The organism is Rhodococcus sp. PML026 (genome assembly GCF_000963615.1).
Classification (GTDB): domain Bacteria; phylum Actinomycetota; class Actinomycetes; order Mycobacteriales; family Mycobacteriaceae; genus Rhodococcoides; species Rhodococcoides fascians.
The window spans coordinates 796,576-814,633 of record NZ_KQ031373.1 but is presented as its reverse complement, the minus strand read 5'-3'; the positions used below and the strand labels follow the sequence as shown (position 1 = coordinate 814,633).

Here is an 18,058-nt window from a genome sequence, read left to right as displayed (position 1 = left end):
GTACCTACTTCGCTACTTTGCGTCGCGGAAGTACGGTTCGACCGTGCCCTTGAGCTTGACGAGCATGGGGTTTCCGTAGCGATCCTTCGCGGTCGGGACCTCGACACGCACCCAACCCTCGGACACGTTGTATTCGCGAATGCTCGTCTTCTCGACGCCGTTGAAGCGAATGCCCACGTCGCGGCGAAGAACCTCTTCGTTGTAGAAGCGGCTGCTCGGATCGATCGAGAGATGGTTCGGTGGAACGTCTGTGTTCTGGTCCTCGGGCATGATTACTTTCGTCGATGTGCTGCGTTGGGTGCTGGGGTCTGAACCCCATGAAGAATACGCGACCTAACGTTGGACCAGCGCCGCTGTCCCTAGCCCCGTGCCATGTCCACGAATCGGGACAGGTGCAGCTGGTGCGCCACAGTGATTGTCGCCGTCGGGCCGTTACGGTGCTTGCCGAGGATCAGGTCGGCCTCGCCGCCGCGGGGGTCGTCGCGCTCGATGGCGTCGGGCCGGTGCAGCAGAATCACCATGTCGGCGTCCTGCTCGAGTGAGCCGGACTCACGGAGGTCCGAGACCATCGGCTTCTTGTCGGTTCGCTGCTCGGGACCACGGTTGAGCTGGCAGACCGCGACCACCGGGCATTCGAGTTCCTTGGCCAACAGCTTGAGCTGACGGGAGAAAGTCGGTCCGTAAGCCTTGCACGTCGCTGACGTAGCAGGTTGAGCTGCACCCCTCGTTCCGGAACTTCCGTGACGCCACCGCTTGACTAATTTGGCTCCAGCATGGTGTCCTGAAGTTGCTAGCTGAGCCGGCCGCATGGCCGAGGTAGGTTAGCCGTCAAGGGGCCTCCGAGAGGAGGCCCCTCTTCATTTCGGCGGAAACAAGTAGATTCCGTCGCCTCGCTGCGAGACTTTGTTGACATGAATCGGCGCAAGCAGGTCCCACATCTCGTCGTTGCAGATCTTCGCCGTTCGTCCGTTGCGGGGAAGCACTTTTACGGAAGCAGCGTAGGCAACCAGGTCCGCGAGCTGTATGAAATAGGACTGCTGCGAATCCCTAGGCACAGAATCCTCGATGATGTGACGCGCATTGACTCGGTCGCCTACTGCGGACCATGTAATGCGCCGAAACCGGCGAACCAACTTTCGCACCTCGTCGTTCTGACCGATGTCGTGGACGATCACGATCGGAACGCCGCTCGAATCACTACGCTTACGCAATCGTTCCAATAGATACGTCCAAGATCTATCGAATACGTCGAGGTCACGCTTCTGCACGAGGTCCTTGCGAATCGAGATTGCGAAGACTCCGGACGACACGGCGACCAGAGTTCTAAAATGCCGCTGGTACAGGTCGCGCATTTGCCCATCTCCTAGACCGAGATCGCGGTAGACCTTTTTCACCCCGACAATATGGTTCGCCTTCGCTTCCTGCCTCATCGGAATCTGGTACAAATCGCGCACGGCCCGTCGCATTTCGATCACACGATCTAGCCTTGTCGTCCAATCGTCGGCTGGAACTAAGACACATCCGAGCGTGAACGTCGTTGAACCGCCAGTACCCATGCCGGTGTCACCGGACTCGTCGATGTATGCGAACTCCAAGCGTGGTCCGACAAACTGATCCGAAAGTTGCGTCAAGGCAGTCAAATGGCAGTCGGACGAACAGCAACGACCTGAATGCACGTACGAACGCGCTCAGCCCAAAAGAACATCGCCTTAGCCCCGCGCCATGTCCACGAATCGGGACAGGTGCAGCTGGTGCGCCACAGTGATTGTCGCCGTCGGACCGTTACGGTGCTTGCCGAGGATCAGGTCGGCCTCACCGCCGCGGGGGTCGTCGCGCTCGATGGCGTCGGGCCGGTGCAACAGAATCACCATGTCGGCGTCCTGCTCGAGTGAGCCGGACTCACGGAGGTCCGAGACCATCGGCTTCTTGTCGGTTCGCTGCTCGGGACCACGGTTGAGCTGGCAGACCGCGACCACCGGGCATTCGAGTTCCTTGGCCAACAGCTTGAGCTGACGGGAGAAGTCCGAGACCTCCTGCTGACGCGACTCGACCTTCTTGCCGGACGACATCAGCTGAAGGTAGTCCACCACAATGAGTTTCAGGCCGTTGCGCTGCTTGAGGCGTCGCGCCTTGGCTCGAATTTCCATCATCGTCAGGTTGGGTGAATCGTCGACGAAGAGCGGTGCTTCGCTGATCTCGCTCATTCGACGGGCCAGCTTGGTCCAGTCGTCGTCGGTCATCTTTCCTGAACGCATGTCGCCGAGCTTGATCTTCGCCTCTGCGGACAGCAGACGCATGACGATCTCGGTGCGACTCATCTCCAGAGAGAAGATGACACTGGGCATGCCGTGCTTGATGGAGCACGAACGCATGAAATCCATACTTAGGGTAGACTTACCAACGCCAGGCCTCGCCGCGACGATAATCATCTGACCAGGGTGAAGGCCGTTGGTGATCTCGTCGAGTTCGGCGAATCCCGTCGGCACGCCGAGGGAGATGCCGCCGCGGCTGGCGATGGAGTCGATTTCGTCCATCGTGGGCTGCAGCAGCTCTTCGAGGGGGAGGAAGTCCTCGGAGGTACGTCGCTCGGTGACCTCGTACACCTCTGCCTGTGCGCGGTCGACGACCTCGGCGACGTCCTGACCGTCGGCTCCGGCGTAACCGAACTGCACGATGCGGGTACCGGCTTGCACGAGCCGCCGGAGAATGGACTTCTCCGCCACGATCTCGGCGTAGTACCCGGCGTTGGCGGCGGTGGGCGTCGTCTGAGTCAGCGTGATCAGGTACGGCGGGCCGCCGATGCGCTTGAGCTCGCCGCGGCGATCCAGCTCGGCCGAGACGGTCACCGGGTCGGCAGGCTCACCGCGGCTGTAGAGGTCGAGAATGGCGTCGTAGACGTTCTGGTGTGCCGGCCGGTAGAAGTCGCCCGGACGGAGCACCTCGAGCACGTCGGCGATGGCATCCTTGCTCAGCAGCATGCCGCCCAACACGGACTGTTCGGCGGCCATGTCCTGTGGCGGCTGTCGCCCGAAGTCTTCGCCCGGACCTTCGCTGGAGGAGGAGCCGGAGTAGTCGGACTGTCCTCGATCGTCCACAACTGCCACGCGAACCGGCCGTCCTCTCCCCATAGTCCGAGCACGGCCGGATAACACCCGGACGTGCGGTCAAGCAAGTTCTACCCCCGGGCACCGACAGGTCCTGTTCGGTACCGGATCCGCGCTGCCCCGGCACCGTTCGACGGCATCGAGAGAGACGCTGGAGGGACGTTAAGCGGTATCGCCAGGAGTCACAACACAGGCTGTGGATGGATCTGTGGATGAAATGTGGACGAGGTTGAACAACGGTGTTGACCGTCTGGGGATAACCTGGGTATAACTTTTGGACTTTGCACCATTCCCGCACGTCAAGGCGTGTACATAAAGTTTTTTGCCTGTGCATCGTTCTGGGGGCGGCGTGTCGGCCGAATTGACAACTCGGGCGTGTTGAGTAAATGCCGAGTGAACTCCGTGGTGAAGTACGTCACACCGGCTGGAAATTGGCACCGAAAAAGTCTTAATGCTGGTTTTCGAGCCGAAGGGCCCGATCCCCGTCGGGAATCGGGCCCTCGTACTTCGCTCGAACAGACCGTCAGAGATCGGCCTTCTGCGGGCACAGCGCCGGGTCGAGAACAGTGATCTCCTTCGTACCGATCTGCAGCACCCGGGCCGACGGGATGTCGAAGAAGAGACCGGTGATCCGCAGACGACCCTCCGCGTTCGCGCGTCCCACCACCCGGTGACGGGTCAACGTCTGCAGCTGCACCGCGACATTGACCATCGCGAGCTGGTCGGCCTCGCCGAAGCCCAACTCCGCCGCTTGACGGCCCACCGCGTGCCCACTGCGGAACGCCTCCAGGCTGGCTCTTCCGTGCCCGAGCCACTCGGCCACCGACGGGTCGGCGGCGTTCTCCGCCCCGCCGAGAATCGCCTTCATGGCACCACAACCGGAATGGCCACACACCACAACCGACGACGTACCCACTTCGTCGACGCCGAAGGCAAGAGCTGCCTCCACCGAACAATCCTGACCTTGGGTGGGGATCATGTTGCCGACGTTGCGCACGGTGAACAGGTCACCGGGGCCGCTGCTGGTGATCGTGTTCGGCATGACGCGTGAGTCGACGCAGCAGAGGAACAGCGTGTCCGGGTCCTGAGACTCGGTCAGTCCTTCCAGGTGCGGACGAATGTTGGGGGCATGAGTGCGGTGGTATTCGGCCACTCCGCTCAACACCGGACGCAGAGCGGCAGGCGAATCCTCCTGCGTGTCGTCGCTCTTGAGCTGCCACGCCCGCCACGGTGCCAACGAGCTGCGCACCGTGGCAGATCCGCGCCGCGGTGGCCCTTCGGTGGCCGCAGCCATCGACGCCGTGCCCACCTCCTCGACGCGCACGGAACCACCGGTCGTTTCGTGTTGGCGGACCCACTCGTTCAACGCGTCGTGCACAGCATGGTCGAGGAAATCGACTCCGAGATGGACGGTGACAGACGTGCCTGCGGGCACCGTGGCCAACACACGAGTCAGTCGCGGCAGCGCGAGGAAGCTCAGCGAGCCCTCCATAGTCACCCGCCAGGTTCCGTCGACCGTTTCCTCGGCCCGAATCTTCGCCAGCACCACGCGTCGCAGAACCAGGATGATCGAGAGCGCCAGGCCGATCAGCACTCCCTCGAGCAGGTTGAGCGCGACGACACCCAGCACCGTGACTGCGTAGACAGCGATGTCACCGGTCTTGTTCGCGATCTTGATGTCGGCCAGTTTGATGAGCTGCACACCGATCATCACGAGCAACCCGGCGAGCGCCGCGAAGGGTACGAGCTCGACGATCGAGATGAACAGCACCGAGAAGATCAGGATCCACACGCCGTGCAGAATCGCCGACGCACGAGACTTGGCACCGACCTTGACGTTGGTCGCGCTACGCACGATGACGCCGGTGATCGGCAGGCCACCGATGGCACCGGAGGCCATGTTGCCCGCACCCTGCGCCATCAATTCGCGGTCGAAGTTGGTGCGCTCACCGCTGTGCATCTTGTCGACGGCCACAGCGGACAGCAGGCTCTCGACGCTGGCGATCAGCGCGATGGTGATGACACCGGTGGCGAATGCACCCCACTGACCGTCGGGCATGATCGGGAAGCTCAGAGACTGGATGAGGTTGCCCGGCAATTCGATTCGCTCGACGTCGAGCGAGAAGAAGATCGAGACCGCGGTTGCGGTGACCACTGCAACCAGTGCCGCAGGCACTTTGGAGACCTTGGCCAGCACACTGGACACGCCGGCCAGTCGCGGCCACGAGAACATCAGCACGACGACGATGCCGCCGACGACGATGGACGGCCATTGGCCGTCGGCCACGGAACGCGGAATGGCGAGGAGGTTCTGCACCGCGGAGCTTTCGGATTCTCCACCGAGCAGCACGTGAATCTGTTGCAGCGCAATGGTTATACCGATGCCGGCGAGCATCGCGTGAACGACCACCGGCGAAATGGCAAGTGCACTACGAGCAATGCGGCTCATGCCCAGTAGAACCTGGACGAGGCCGGCCAACACCGTGATGGCACATGTTGTGGCCCAACCGAATTGGTTGACCAACTCGGCGACCACCACAGTCAGACCCGCAGCCGGACCACTGACCTGCAACGGCGATCCGCCGAGAATACCGGCGAGAATGCCGCCGACCACAGCGGCGATGAGGCCGGCCATGATGGGAGCGCCGGAGGCGACAGCGATACCGATCGAAAGTGGCACTGCCACAAGGAAAACGACCAGCGAGGCCGGTAGGTCGTACTTGATTATCGACCCGACCCGAGACGGCGGCTCGGATCGGGTCTTCGGACTGGGTTCTGAATCGTGCTCTGCTGTCGTTGTCACGGCAGTTCCTCCGGGCGTCTAGGCGTCAGGTCGGTCGATCGTGTTCCGGCTTGGAATGTCGCCCCCAAGTAAAGGGTACGCAAACCTCGGCCGAAGGTGGCACCGAGAGAGATCCTTCACAATTTGGAAACCGTTGTGACAGTTGAATTTTGTGAGATGGCACGAAAAAACCCCACGAACCGAAGTTCGTGGGGTTTCTTGCAGCCGTTTCGGGCCGAAAGCTGAAAATCAGCTTCCGACGACCTCCAGCTTGAACTTGGCGGTCACGTCGGGATGCAGGTTCACGACGATGTCGTGCTTGCCCGTGCTCTTGACGTGAGCCTTCGGCAGATCGATGCTGCGCTTGTCGACGACCGGTCCACCGGCAGCCTTGAGTGCAGAAGCGACGTCCGACGCGGTGACCGAGCCGAACAGCTTGCCCGAGTCGCCGGCAGTCTTGACAGACAGCGTGACGGACTCGAGGCCCTCGATGGCCTGCTTGAGCTCGTTGGCGTGCTCGAGGCCGCGAACGGCCCGAGCTTCCTGAGCGCGGCGAATGCCGTCGACCTGCTTCTGAGCTCCACGGGTGGCCTGGATGGCCAATCCGCGGGGCAGCAGGAAGTTACGGCCGTAGCCGTCCTTGACCTCTACGGTGTCGCCAGGCGCACCGAGGTTGTCCACATCAGCGGTGAGGATCAGTTTCATACCAATCGCCCCTTTCTATCGAGCCGTCGCGGCGTAGGGCAGCAGTGCTACCTCACGCGAGTTCTTCACGGCAACGGCCACGTCACGCTGATGCTGGACGCAGTTGCCGGTGACACGGCGAGCACGGATCTTTCCGCGATCGCTGACGTACTTACGCAGCAACGTCGTGTCCTTGTAATCGATCGCCGTGTTCTTTTCCTTGCAGAAGGAACACGCCTTCTTCTTGAGCACCTTGTCGCGCAATGGCGGTTTGGGCATGGGTCTTTCTCCGTTACATCTGGTTGTTCTCGATCGAAGGATCTAGAACGGTGGCTCTTCGTCTCCGCCACGTCCGCCGAAGGAGCCCGACGCCGCCGGGGCACTGCCCCAGGGATCGTCTCCACCGGAACCGGAGTTGGACGAGGAGTTCGAGCGGCCGCCGCCCGATCCGCCGGAGGAACCCGAGCCGGAGTTGAAGCCGCCTCCGCCGCCACCTCCACCGCGATTGGCCTTGTTGACCTTTGCGGTGGCGTAGCGAAGTGAAGGTCCGATCTCGTCGACTTCGAGCTCGACGACTGTCCGCTTCTCACCCTCGCGCGTCTCGTACGAACGCTGCCGCAGCCGTCCGCTCACGATCACTCGTGAGCCTCGGGTCAGACTCTCGGCAACGTTCTCCGCTGCCTCGCGCCAGATGTTGCAGCGCATGAAGAGCGCGTCGCCGTCTTTCCATTCGTTCGTCTGACGATCGAATGTGCGCGGGGTGGATGCAACCGTGAAGTTGGCAACTGCCGCACCGGCGGGGGTGAATCGAAGTTCTGGATCAGCCGTCAAGTTTCCGATGACGGTGATGACGGTCTCGCCTGCCATGGTTCCTCTTTCAGTAGTAAGCGTTGTGAGTGCCAGCCTAGGGCCGGACACCGACAATTACTTGCCCTGTCGCAGGACCTTCGTACGCAACACGGACTCGTTGAGTCCGAGCTGACGATCCAGCTCGCTGACGGTGGCAGGCTCGGCGTTGAGGTTCACAACGGCGTAGATGCCCTCGGCATGCTTGAGGATCTCGTAAGCCAGACGACGCTTGCCCCATACATCGACCTTGTCGACGGTGCCGCCATCCTTGCGAACGACGTTGAGGAACGTATCGAGCGACGGAGCGACAGTGCGCTCGTCCAGATTGGGGTCGAGAATGACCATCAATTCGTAATGACGCATAAGACCTCATCACCTCCTGTGGACTAGTGAAAACGGCCACGGACTATCCGTGGCAGGAGGGTCGTTGCGTCAGCAACCCCTCGAAGATACACGACAGGGCCCTGACCTGCTAATTCCCTCTGGGCGCACAGTCGGGCATTCGCTCGTCATACTCTTGCACCATGCGATCCGGGGTCCGCGCCAGTCCGACGACGGTTGTCGTGGTCGTCGCGATGGCAGCAATCGGGTTGATTCTGGGATATCTGAACAAGGCCCGCTGCGCCGTCGCACCGTTCGACGAGTCCGGACGCAGCACGGTGTTCGACGTCATCAAGGACTCGTCCGTCTGCTACTCCGACATCCAGTTCCTGTGGCTCGGGCGCGATATCGACAATCACATATTTCCCTACATCCACGGGGCAATCACGAGCGATGGAATCCTCACCGGAGGGACCGTCGAGTATCCGGTTCTGAGCGGTCTGCTGATGTGGCTCGGCGCGATCCCGGCCCACACCGACGCGCAGTTCCTGTTGACCTCGGCACTGATCCTTGCGCCGTTCGGGCTTCTCACCGCCTGGATGCTCGGGCGGATGGCCGGCTGGCCGGCGCTGCTGTGGTCCATCTCCCCACCCCTGGTGATGTACGCCTTCCACAACTGGGAACTACCGGTCGTCGCCTCTGCGGTAGGTGCGATCTTCGTCATGACATTGCCGATTGCATTGCGGCGCAAGGCAATTGTGGCTTCGGTACTGCTGGCGATCGGATTCTGCCTCAAGATCTATCCGGGCGCGTTCGTGCTCCCGCTCATTGCCTATGTCGTCACCGGCGGAACGAACGGTCGAGAAAAACCGGAGACCGTCCGTGGCCGCTACGACATACGCGGCGGCCTGCAGGTCGCGGGAGCCGCGATCGCCACCGTCGTCGCAGTCAACCTGCCGTTCGCCGTCATCGGTTACGAGGGCTGGCGCGCGTCCTTCACCTTCCAGTCGCTGCGCCAGGCGGATCTGACGACGAACTCCATCTGGTACTGGGGGCTGCGCCATCTCTACGTCAACGACCGCATGACGCCCGACGCGTACAACGACGCCGAAGCGTCGTTCCAGAAAGTCGTCGACGTGGCCTCGCCGCTCCTGGTGTTCGTCGCGTTCGCGCTCGCGCTGTGGCTCGGCTTCCGGCGCGCGAACGTGATCGGCACCTATCCCTGGGTCGCCGTGAGCGGGTCGATGCTGTGCGGCTTCATGCTGCTGCACAAGGTGCACTCACCCCAGTACACGCTGTGGCTGCTTCCCTTCCTCGTGTTGCTTCGGGTCCCCTGGGGGATTGTCGCCGCGTACTTGATGGTCGATCTGTCGATGGGGATCGGCGTGTTCAAGTACTTCGCTGCGCTGGCCTCCGGCGTCGACGCCAACGACGAGGAATTCTTCGTCCTCGTCGGAGTCTGGGGGCGAGCGCTGCTGCTGGTGGTGCTGTTCGTGGTGTTCGCCCGCGCTCGCCTGCGGTTCGCCCAACCGGGCGAAACCGACTCGGAGTCGGTAACGTCGCCTCGTTCGTCGACGACATCTGTGACGGCATCACCGAGGCACTAAAGCTTCGGGCAACAGGGCGCTGGGGAAATAGCGCGCAGAGCGGGGCGGGGACATGGCACAGGTGTCGCAAACTCAGGGAAGTACCGAGGACGGCACTGCCGCGGTACGTCGGATCGGTTTGATCGAGGACCACGAATCCGTCGCGCTCGGCCTCAAGGCCATGCTGGCGGACGAACCCGATCTCGATCTCGTGATCATGGCCTCCACCGTGGACGAATTGCTCGCCCAGCGAAAGCCGCTCGACCTGGTGGTACTCGATCTGCGCCTCGGCGACGGATCGTCTCCGCGCTCGAACGTGGAACAGTTGCACGCCGCGGGATCACGAGTGCTGGTGTACACCGGTGCCGAGAACGCATTCCTGGTTCGGTCCGCTGCACGCGCGGGAGTACTCGGCGTGGTGCGCAAGTCCGCGCCCGCATCGGCCATCGTGTCTGCGATCCGGCGAGCCGCGAGCGGCGGGCAGGTGGTCACCACGGACTGGGCCGCGGCGATCGACGGCGATCCGCAACTGCCCGACGTCGGTCTGAGCCCACGTCAACGCGAGGTGCTCGCCCTTTACGCGTCGGGCGAGAAGGCAGGACGCGTCGCCCGCCTGGCCGGACTGTCGGAACAGACCGTGAACGACTACCTCGTGCGCATCCGCAACAAATACGCCGAGGCGGGGCGTCCGGCACCGACCAAAACCGACCTGTACAAACGCGCGGTCGAAGACGGGTGGCTCCCGATGCCCGAGCTCCCCTCGCAGGACTGATGACCGGTTGGAACGCGATTCATGACGCATCCTCGGAGTTGACGGTTCAAATGCCCATAGAAATCAGGGCAGCGAGTCTGTGATCGACCTGTGAGAATGAGTCGACTCAGGTTTAGACCGTCTCAACCTGCCTCGGCCCTCGGGAGAACTGATGTCCGCACTGCTCGATCCCATGCCCTCGGAACAAAGCGACTCCATCTCTGCCGCACCGCTCGCTCGCGGACTGATCAGCCTGGTGCCGCCCGCTGAGCAGCTGGACACGTTCCCTACGCGGCCCGGCCTGACCGACCGTGAGATCGAGGTACTGCTCTGCTGGATTCGCCTCGACTCCAAGACCGAGGTCGCCAAGGCACTGTTCCTGTCGCTGGGAACCGTCAACACCCACCTGACGCGCATCCGCGCGAAATACACCTCCGTCGGACGGTCCGCCCCGACCAAGGCCGCCCTGGTGGCCCGGGCCCTGCAGGACGGACTCATCGACATCTCGGAGCTGTGAGTCTTCGAGCTGTTGTAGTTCGAAGCGAAGGTCAGACGTGGACTTCGGTGTCCACGCCTTCGCTCTCGAGACGCTTGTTGCGTCGGATGCTGCTGATCAGCGCGGCACCGATGAAGAGGATTCCGACGAAGCCGGTGATCAGTTCGTTGATGTGAACGCCGATCGACACGAGCAGGATGAGGGCCAAGGCACCGATTGCCCAGTGCGCGCCGTGCTCGAGGTAGACGTAGTCCGACAACGTTCCCTTGCGAACGAGGAACACCGTGATCGAGCGAACGAACATGGCACCGATGAAGCCGAGGCCGAGCGCGATGATGATCGGGTCCGCGGTGATGGCGAAGGCTCCGATGACACCGTCGAACGAGAACGATGCGTCGAGGACCTCGAGGTAGAGGAACAGGAAGAAGCCGGCCTTGCCGGTCGCCTTCGCCAGTTCGCTCGGGCCGCCGGAGGACTCTTCGCCCTCTTCCTCGATGTGGAACAGTTCGCCGAGACCGTTGACGGCAATGTAAGTGATCATGCCGAGCACGCCGGAGACCATGACGGTGGAAATCTTGTCGTCGTCGGCGAGGAATTCGGCGCTGAGCACGAGCAGCAGGCCCGCGACGACAACGGACAGCTGATCGAGGCGACCGATCCGGGCGAGAGGCTTCTCCAGCCAGCTCAGCCACGTGATCTCGCGATCCTCGAAGATGAAGCCGAGGAAGAGCATCAGCAGGAACATGCCGCCGAAGGCTGCGATCTGCGGATGTGCGTCGGTCAGCAGCGTTTCGTAGCTCGGCGAACCGTCCGGGAAGGTCGCGGCACCGTCGGCGGGCGGGTTGAGCGCCAGGTCGATGGCGGCGACCGGACCGAGGCCCGACGCAGCCCAGACGATGACCAGCGGGAACAGCAACCGCATGCCGAACACGGCGATGACGATGCCGATGGTGAGGAAGATCTTCTGCCAGAACTCACTCATCCGTCGCAACACGGTGGCGTTGATGACGGCGTTGTCGAAGGACAGGGACACTTCGAGCACACCGAGGATGAGGACGAGAATCATCGCCTCGAGTCCGCCGTACAAGAAGGCCACGATGACGGACACGATGGTGACCGCAATCGACCAGCCGAAGATTCTCATAACCACGTCAGTGGCCTTTCTGGCTAGGAGCAGAGCCCGCAGGCGCGACCAAGTTGGGGGACGAAACGGAAAAACCCCCGCCCATCATGAATGACGAGGCGGGGGTATCCCCAATCTTGGGAGTGCCTTTACTAGACGTTTACTCCGAAGTCCCGGGCGATGCCTGCGAGTCCGGACGCGTAGCCCTGGCCGACTGCGCGGAACTTCCACTCCGCGCCGTTGCGGTACAGCTCGCCGAAGACCATCGCGGTCTCGGTCGAGGCATCCTCGCTGAGGTCGTAGCGAGCAAGCTCGGAGTTGTCGGCCTGGTTGATGACGCGGATGAACGCGTTGCGCACCTGACCGAACGACTGCGAGCGAGCGTCCGCATCGTAGATCGACACGGGGAACGTGATGGTCTCGATCTCCGGCGGCACAGCGGCGAGATCGACCTTGATCTGCTCGTCGTCTCCGTCACCTTCACCGGTGGTGTTGTCCCCGGTGTGCTCGATGGAGCCGTCGGGAGACTTCAAGTTGTTGAAGAACACGAAGTGCCCGTCGCTCAGGGCCTTCTTCGTCGAGTTCAATGCGATGGCGCTGGCATCGAGGTCGAAGTCGGTGCCCGTCGTCGTGCGGATGTCCCAACCGAGGCCGACCACGACCGCGGTCAGGTTCGGTGCTGCCTTGGTGAGCGAGACATTGCCACCCTTGCTGAGGCTGACGCCCATTGAGAGGTCCTTTCGCAATTGGTTTCCCGTTACGGGTACAACCGTAGTGGGAATGTCCGGTTTCTGGACGTACTCGACCAACGAGCGCGGTGATGCGGAGGTTCCCGTCGGTAGTATCGAACAGGTGACAAGTCGCTGGCCTGGGGTGTTTCGCCGAGGTTCCGAATCGGACGCCGCCGCGCGTCGTTCCCAGGACGCCGCTGTCGCCGCCTTTCTCGACATGGACAAGCGACAGTCCATCGCATCCGCCGGCGTCGAGGCATCCACCGCGCTGCGTCCGGAGGACGGACTCGCCCGCCGATGGTTCGATACCGAGAAGCTGTGTTTCGACGCGGGAGCGGCGTATCTCGCTGCCGTCGAACAGTTCGACGGAATCACCACTGCCGCCGCCAGGTCGGCATTCGACAACGCGACGCGACTGCTCCACGACGCCAGTGTCGCCGTCGACCGTTTCTACGAGGCTCATCGCAGCACTCTCGAGCACGCCTCGGCACAGTTCGCGGCCACCCCGCGCCTGGTGCAGGACGCACTGGCCGAGGCGGACGCTGCGCGGTCCACCGTCGACGAGCAGTACGCCACCTATCCATCACTACGGCAGGCCTGGAACGAACTGGACGCCGCCACAACACAATTGAACGATGTTCGACGGGATCCGCTGCGTGCGCGAGAGCAGGCTGCCGTCGTCCGGGACAGATCCACTGCGTTGCGCGAGGCGGTTCGCTCGGCCCCCGGACGCCAGCAGGAGGCCCGGACCGCACTGGTCTCGGTGCGGACCCGAATCGAAGCCGTACGAACGAGATCCGAGGGGATCGCGCCGGCCTTCTCGAGTTTGCTTCGCGAATTCAATGCCAAGAGCTCGGCGGATCTATCGCACAACGAACGATCGAGCACACGCCACATCGAACAGGCCGACGAGGATCTGCGAGCGGCCCGTTCGGCGCTCGACACGGGCAACCCCGAGCAGGCCTTGGATCTCGTCGCCCAGGCCCGGTCGCACCTGACCGATGCCGAGCACCTGGTCGATGCCGTCACCGATCGTGTTCGCCTGCTGCGCGCAGTCAAAGCCGATCCGAGCGAGACCGAGAGCAAGGTCCGGTTCAAACTTCGTGACGCTCAACAACTCGCGATCAATCGCGGTCTGGTTGCCGAATGGGGCTCGGTGCTGGATGCTCAGCTCGCCCGGATCGACAGGGCGAGCAACGCACTGACGGGTACCCATCCCGACTACTGGTCATATCTGCAGGATCTGGCTACCATTTCGGACTTCATCGCAGGCGTGATCGAACGCATGCGCAGCTAGCACCGACCGCATTCACACGAAGGATCATGGTGCAACACTTTCGCCATCTCGACGCCGACACCCGCGAACGCATGTTCTTCCTGCAACCGGAGGACATCGCGGTCAGCGACGGAAACAACGTCGTAGCAACAGCACTCGGTGCGACGCTGTACATTCCCGCGACCCGTGCGGACCTGACCGCGACGGTGCACAAGCGCACCGACGAGGGCGTTCGATCGATCGTGATCGATCTCGAAGATGCAGTCGCAGATCATGATCTGCAGTACGCGGTGGAGAACACCATCCGAACTCTGAACGAACTCTCGGGTTCGAATGCACTGGTGTTCGTCCGAGCCCGCACGGCCCAACAGATTCGGACGGTCTGCGCCGGTCTGGCTCCTGGGGCCGCTGGACTTGCCGGATTCGTCGTACCGAAGTTCACCTCGGCAACCGGAGCCGAGTACCTCGACGAGATTCTCGCCGCATCCACTGCGCACGACACCCGCTTGTTGGCGATGCCGGTTCTCGAGTCGGCCGAGGTGGTCCACCGCGAAACACGCGACACCGAACTCGTTGCCATCCGAGAACTACTGGGAAAATACCGAGACATCGTGCTGGCCGTCCGCATCGGAGCCACCGACATGTGCGGCACCTTCGGCATTCGCCGCGACCGTGACCTGACGATCTACGACGTCCGCGTCGTAGCCGACGTCATCAGCGCGATCGTCAATCACCTGGGCCGCAACGACGGATCGGGATTCGTCATCACCGGGCCGGTGTGGGAGTACTTCGCAGACCACGAACGCATGTTCCGGCCACTGCTGCGCCAGACGCCGTTCGTCGACCAGGAGGCCGTGCGCTTCCGGCAGCAACTGGTCAGCAGCGACTTGGACGCACTGCTGCGCGAGGTCGCCCTCGACCGCGCCAACGGTATCCAGGGCAAGACGGTCATCCATCCATCCCACGTTCCTGCCGTGCACGCATTGTCCGCAGTGACGCACGAGGAATACCACGACGCCCTCGACATTCTGGCCTCCGATCAGGGCGGCGCGCAGGCCTCCGGCTACCGGAACAAGATGAACGAGCTGGGACCACATCGCAATTGGGCGAAACAGACGATGGTTCGCGCCCGGGCATTCGGGGTCACCAACGAAGGGATCACGTTCGTGGACCTACTGACGGCGCTGGCTCAGCGATGACCGACAACCCGGCCGACGGCATCGCCCTGACCGACACCGGCTCCTCGTCGTCGTGGACGGCACGACAACTGGTGCGTCCCGGCCTACGCCGCAATCCCCGACGGGCACATCTGTTGGTGTCCACTGTGCTCGGCAAACACATACCCGTGGATCCGGACGTCGTCATCGGTGCCGGCGATGAATTGGCCGGCCTGGTCGCTGCGGCGGTCGGCGGCTCCGACGTCGATGTTCTTGGATTCGCCGAGACGGCAACGGGATTGGGTCACACGGTGGGCACCGCCCTCGATGCGCGCTGCTATGTGCACTCGACCCGCCGCACGGTCCCGGGCATGACGGTGCACGGAGAGTTCGAGGAAGGGCACTCGCACGCCACCGACCATCTGCTGATGCCGACCTCGGCGGACCTGCTCGGCGGCGAACTACCCCTCGTTCTCGTCGACGACGAGATCTCGACCGGAGCCACCGCACTCGATGCGCTCCGCCAGATCCATTCCACGGCTGCGCGTTCCCACTACGTCATCGCATCCCTGGTGGACATGCGTACCGCCGAGCATCTCGACGCGACCGCAGCAACGGCCGCCGAACTGGGCGTCGTGATCGACAACGTCAGCCTCGCTCAGGGATCGGTCGAGCTGGCACCCGGGCTCGTGGAGACGGTACTGGACCTTCCCGATCCGACGTTCAATCCGATTGCTGTACAACCTGGTTCGGTACACCGCATCGACGCGCACTGGCCCGCAGCTCTACCCGACGGCGGCCGCCACGGCTTCCTCAGGTCTGATGCAGCCGGGTTCGACGACGCGATCGAAGCAGTCGCGGCCACCGTCGACGCGTCGCTCCCCGACTCGGGTGCCGTCGTGGTCGTCGGCCACGAGGAGCTGATGTACCTGCCGTTACGCCTGGCGGCAGCGCTGCAACGACGCGGACACAGCGCCCTGTTCCAGACGACCACCCGCTCGCCCGCCTACGTACTCGACGTGGCGGGCTACCCACTGCGCCGGGGCTTCGAGTTCGCAGCGCCCGAGGACGAATCCTCTCTGCGCTACCTCTACAACGCCGACGCGCCGGCCGGCTCGACCCTGGTGTTCGTCGCCGATGCCCCCGCGGATACCGACGCACTCACCGCCGCGGCGGAGACACTCGCGGCGGCGGGCACCGACGTGCTGGTCGTGGTCGTGACCGGTGCCGATCCGCAGGCGCTCGAGATCGCCAGACGCGCCCGTCCGCTGCGTGGGCCCGAGTTCGGCTCGTACGCGCCGGACGAGGTGACCTGGCTACTCAAAGATCTGTCGGGGATCTCGCTGGAAGCGGCAACGGCGGAGCGCGAGAGGGCGATTCAGGCCGGCACGGCGCACTATGCCGAATCGCTGCCGGTGGAATACCAACCCGATCTTGCGTATCGCGAACTGTTCGAGAAGGTACTGCACGAGAGTGCGGCGCGGCTCGCGGTCGCCGTCGGAACCGTCACCGAGGTGGTGCTCGCCGAGCGCGGACACGACATCGTGCTCGCATCACTGGCGCGGGCCGGTACTCCGGTGGGAATTCTGATGCGGCGCTGGGCTTTCGCGGCCCACGGCATCGAGATACCGCATTACGCCGTCTCGATCGTGCGTGATCGGGGTATCGACAGCGTCGCTCTGCGCTACCTCGCCGAGCACCACGATTCACGCTCGGTGGTGTTCGTGGACGGCTGGACCGGCAAAGGTGCCATCGCACGCGAACTCACAGCGGCACTACGCGACTTCCCTGGGGCGGACTTCGACGACGATCTGGCCGTGCTCGCCGATCCCGGACACTGCGCTCGCACCTACGGGACCCGAGACGACTTCCTCATCGCATCGGCCTGCCTGAATTCGACCGTCTCGGGCCTCGTTTCGCGAACTGTACTCAACGACAGTCTCATCCGGCCGGGTGATTTCCACGGCGCGAAATACTACGCAGACCTTGCTCCCGACGATGTGTCGCGGCACTTACTCGACGCGGTGACGGCTCGATTCGACGACGTGCGTGACGAGGTCGCGGAGACGGTGTCGTCGGTGCTCGCGTCCGACAGAACTCCCACCTGGTCGGGATGGGCATCGGTGGAGAAGGTCCGCCAGGAGTACGGCATCTCGCACGTCAACTTCGTCAAGCCCGGTGTCGGCGAGACCACGCGGGTGCTGCTACGCCGAGTACCGTGGCGCGTGTTGGTGCGCGACGCGAATGCTCCGGAGCACCAACATATTCGGATGCTCGCCGAAGCCAGGGGAGTACCGGTCGACGTGGTACCCGACCTCGCCTACTCGTGCATGGGTCTGATCAAGAACGTCTCCACCGAGGATGCCTCGTGAGCGCCCTCGTCGCCGTCGACCTCGATCGCACGATGATCTTCTCCGAAGGCGCGCTCGGTGTGCCCCTGGACGAGACGTTCGAGTGCGTGGAGGTGTACGAGGGTAAACCGTTGTCGTACATGAGCACTCGGTCCATGTGGCTGCTCCGCGGGTTGAGCGAGAGCGTCACCGTGGTTCCGACGACGACGCGAACCATCGAACAGTTCCAGCGTATCGACCTGCCGGGTGCCCCGTGGCGGTACGCCATCACCAGCAACGGTGGCAACATTCTCGTCGACGGTGAGCCGGATACGGCCTGGCGCAAGGGCTTCGATCTGGACCTGGCCGGCATCGGGGCAGAGTTGAGATCGAGGGTCTCCGAGGACTGGGTGCTCAAATACCGCGAGGCCGACGGCCTGTTCTGCTACCTCGTCGTCGACGTCACCGCCGTCCCGCCGGACTTCGTCTCGGACTGGTCGCAGTGGTGCGCGGCACGCGACTGGAACGTCTCCCAGCAAGGCCGCAAGATCTACACGATGCCCAACGCGGTGTGCAAGAGCTCCGCCGTGGCCGAGGTCCGTGCCAGGCTGGTTCAGGACGGTTCCCTGGATGCCGAGGCCGGCGTGTTCGCTGCCGGTGACGGCGCACTCGACGCCGAGATGCTCATGGCCGCCGACGAGGCAGTTAGGCCGCGGCACGGCGAGCTCGAATTGCTGGGGTTCGCCCGGCCCGGGTTGACCGTCACCGATTCCTCCGGCGTGCGGGCCAGCGAGGAAATTCTCGAGTGGCTGCGGAACCGAACCACCGCGCACCGCGTCTAACACTTCGTCGGGGGACAGGCGCGTGG

17 protein-coding genes and 1 pseudogene are annotated in these 18,058 nt (G+C 63.3%); 7 read left to right on the top strand and 11 right to left on the bottom strand.

The features are described 5' to 3' along the window. Positions 1 to 12 precede the first annotated feature (12 nt). The 9 genes and pseudogenes from VF34_RS14515 to rpsF form a co-directional block, all read right to left on the bottom strand. Positions 13 to 270 carry a DUF3297 family protein gene (locus VF34_RS14515; RefSeq protein ID WP_032367678.1) on the bottom strand — a complete coding sequence of 86 codons (258 nt, stop codon included), beginning with the start codon at positions 268 to 270 and terminating at the stop codon, positions 13 to 15. A gap of 89 nt (positions 271 to 359) precedes the next feature. Further along, a pseudogene (locus VF34_RS24705) lies at positions 360 to 671 on the bottom strand (DnaB-like helicase C-terminal domain-containing protein); the annotation flags it as partial. A 186-nt stretch (positions 672 to 857) separates the two neighbouring features. After that, positions 858 to 1,595 carry a DUF3800 domain-containing protein gene (locus tag VF34_RS14505; RefSeq protein ID WP_231578226.1) on the bottom strand — a complete coding sequence of 246 codons (738 nt, stop codon included), beginning with the start codon at positions 1,593 to 1,595 and terminating at the stop codon, positions 858 to 860. A 114-nt stretch (positions 1,596 to 1,709) separates the two neighbouring features. Then, positions 1,710 to 3,104, bottom strand: a complete 1,395-nt coding sequence (gene dnaB, locus VF34_RS14500; RefSeq protein ID WP_027495083.1) for a replicative DNA helicase — start codon at positions 3,102 to 3,104, stop codon at positions 1,710 to 1,712. A 523-nt stretch (positions 3,105 to 3,627) separates the two neighbouring features. Further along, the gene (locus VF34_RS14495) at positions 3,628 to 5,907 is read right to left on the bottom strand and encodes a SulP family inorganic anion transporter (RefSeq protein ID WP_045841561.1); all 2,280 of its coding nucleotides are present in this window, start codon (positions 5,905 to 5,907) and stop codon (positions 3,628 to 3,630) included. A gap of 228 nt (positions 5,908 to 6,135) precedes the next feature. Next, positions 6,136 to 6,591: a 50S ribosomal protein L9 gene (rplI, locus tag VF34_RS14490; RefSeq protein WP_027495081.1), complete on the bottom strand. Its 456-nt coding sequence runs from the start codon at positions 6,589 to 6,591 to the stop codon at positions 6,136 to 6,138. A gap of 15 nt (positions 6,592 to 6,606) precedes the next feature. Next, entirely contained in the window at positions 6,607 to 6,849 is a 243-nt protein-coding gene (rpsR, locus tag VF34_RS14485; RefSeq protein WP_027495080.1) for a 30S ribosomal protein S18, read from the bottom strand. Between the two features lie 42 nt (positions 6,850 to 6,891). Continuing rightward, complete coding sequence (locus tag VF34_RS14480; protein WP_027495079.1) at positions 6,892 to 7,437, bottom strand: single-stranded DNA-binding protein; 546 nt, start codon at positions 7,435 to 7,437, stop codon at positions 6,892 to 6,894. 57 nt (positions 7,438 to 7,494) lie between these two features. Then, complete coding sequence (rpsF, locus tag VF34_RS14475; protein WP_008711385.1) at positions 7,495 to 7,782, bottom strand: 30S ribosomal protein S6; 288 nt, start codon at positions 7,780 to 7,782, stop codon at positions 7,495 to 7,497. 161 nt (positions 7,783 to 7,943) lie between these two features. Here rpsF and VF34_RS14470 point away from each other — a divergent pair, with 161 nt between their 5' ends. The 3 genes from VF34_RS14470 to VF34_RS14460 all read left to right on the top strand — a co-directional run bounded on the left by VF34_RS14470 (position 7,944) and on the right by VF34_RS14460 (position 10,594). After that, positions 7,944 to 9,347 (top strand): glycosyltransferase family 87 protein, encoded by a 1,404-nt coding sequence (locus tag VF34_RS14470; RefSeq protein WP_045841560.1) that lies wholly within the window; start codon positions 7,944 to 7,946, stop codon positions 9,345 to 9,347. A 52-nt stretch (positions 9,348 to 9,399) separates the two neighbouring features. Beyond that, positions 9,400 to 10,098, top strand: a complete 699-nt coding sequence (locus tag VF34_RS14465; RefSeq protein WP_045841559.1) for a response regulator transcription factor — start codon at positions 9,400 to 9,402, stop codon at positions 10,096 to 10,098. 151 nt (positions 10,099 to 10,249) lie between these two features. Continuing rightward, positions 10,250 to 10,594, top strand: a complete 345-nt coding sequence (locus tag VF34_RS14460) for a response regulator transcription factor (protein WP_045841558.1) — start codon at positions 10,250 to 10,252, stop codon at positions 10,592 to 10,594. Positions 10,595 to 10,625: 31 nt separating this feature from the next. Here the strand turns inward: VF34_RS14460 and VF34_RS14455 are convergent, their stop codons facing one another. Next, complete coding sequence (locus tag VF34_RS14455) at positions 10,626 to 11,723, bottom strand: DUF475 domain-containing protein (protein WP_032373439.1); 1,098 nt, start codon at positions 11,721 to 11,723, stop codon at positions 10,626 to 10,628. A gap of 125 nt (positions 11,724 to 11,848) precedes the next feature. Then, the gene (locus tag VF34_RS14450; RefSeq protein WP_027495074.1) at positions 11,849 to 12,424 is read right to left on the bottom strand and encodes a TerD family protein; all 576 of its coding nucleotides are present in this window, start codon (positions 12,422 to 12,424) and stop codon (positions 11,849 to 11,851) included. Positions 12,425 to 12,644: 220 nt separating this feature from the next. Here VF34_RS14450 and VF34_RS14445 point away from each other — a divergent pair, with 220 nt between their 5' ends. The 4 genes from VF34_RS14445 to VF34_RS14430 are packed head-to-tail and all read left to right on the top strand — an operon-like array spanning position 12,645 to position 18,032. Continuing rightward, a complete protein-coding gene (locus VF34_RS14445) occupies positions 12,645 to 13,724 on the top strand; it encodes a hypothetical protein (protein WP_045841717.1) in 1,080 nt (359 codons plus the stop codon). A 29-nt stretch (positions 13,725 to 13,753) separates the two neighbouring features. Next, the gene (locus VF34_RS14440) at positions 13,754 to 14,902 is read left to right on the top strand and encodes an HpcH/HpaI aldolase/citrate lyase family protein (protein ID WP_032367983.1); all 1,149 of its coding nucleotides are present in this window, start codon (positions 13,754 to 13,756) and stop codon (positions 14,900 to 14,902) included. Further along, positions 14,899 to 17,232 (top strand): phosphoribosyltransferase, encoded by a 2,334-nt coding sequence (locus tag VF34_RS14435; RefSeq protein WP_082079194.1) that lies wholly within the window; start codon positions 14,899 to 14,901, stop codon positions 17,230 to 17,232. Before VF34_RS14440 ends, VF34_RS14435 begins: the two co-directional genes overlap by 4 nt. Beyond that, complete coding sequence (locus VF34_RS14430) at positions 17,229 to 18,032, top strand: HAD family hydrolase (protein ID WP_052718673.1); 804 nt, start codon at positions 17,229 to 17,231, stop codon at positions 18,030 to 18,032. Before VF34_RS14435 ends, VF34_RS14430 begins: the two co-directional genes overlap by 4 nt. The last annotated feature ends 26 nt before the right edge of the window (positions 18,033 to 18,058 follow it).

Bases quoted from the DNA above. Each gene is read 5' to 3' on its own strand.
- VF34_RS14480 (WP_027495079.1), bottom strand. From the start codon at position 7,437: ATGGCAGGCGAGACCGTCATCACCGTCATCGGAAACTTGACGGCTGAT.
- VF34_RS14435 (WP_082079194.1), top strand. From the start codon at position 14,899: ATGACCGACAACCCGGCCGACGGCATCGCCCTGACCGACACCGGCTCC.
- VF34_RS14450 (WP_027495074.1), bottom strand. From the start codon at position 12,424: ATGGGCGTCAGCCTCAGCAAGGGTGGCAATGTCTCGCTCACCAAGGCA.
- VF34_RS14515 (WP_032367678.1), bottom strand. From the start codon at position 270: ATGCCCGAGGACCAGAACACAGACGTTCCACCGAACCATCTCTCGATC.
- rpsR (WP_027495080.1), bottom strand. From the start codon at position 6,849: ATGCCCAAACCGCCATTGCGCGACAAGGTGCTCAAGAAGAAGGCGTGT.
- rplI (WP_027495081.1), bottom strand. From the start codon at position 6,591: ATGAAACTGATCCTCACCGCTGATGTGGACAACCTCGGTGCGCCTGGC.
- VF34_RS14460 (WP_045841558.1), top strand. From the start codon at position 10,250: ATGTCCGCACTGCTCGATCCCATGCCCTCGGAACAAAGCGACTCCATC.
- rpsF (WP_008711385.1), bottom strand. From the start codon at position 7,782: ATGCGTCATTACGAATTGATGGTCATTCTCGACCCCAATCTGGACGAG.
- VF34_RS14445 (WP_045841717.1), top strand. From the start codon at position 12,645: ATGGACAAGCGACAGTCCATCGCATCCGCCGGCGTCGAGGCATCCACC.
- VF34_RS14465 (WP_045841559.1), top strand. From the start codon at position 9,400: ATGGCACAGGTGTCGCAAACTCAGGGAAGTACCGAGGACGGCACTGCC.
- VF34_RS14470 (WP_045841560.1), top strand. From the start codon at position 7,944: ATGCGATCCGGGGTCCGCGCCAGTCCGACGACGGTTGTCGTGGTCGTC.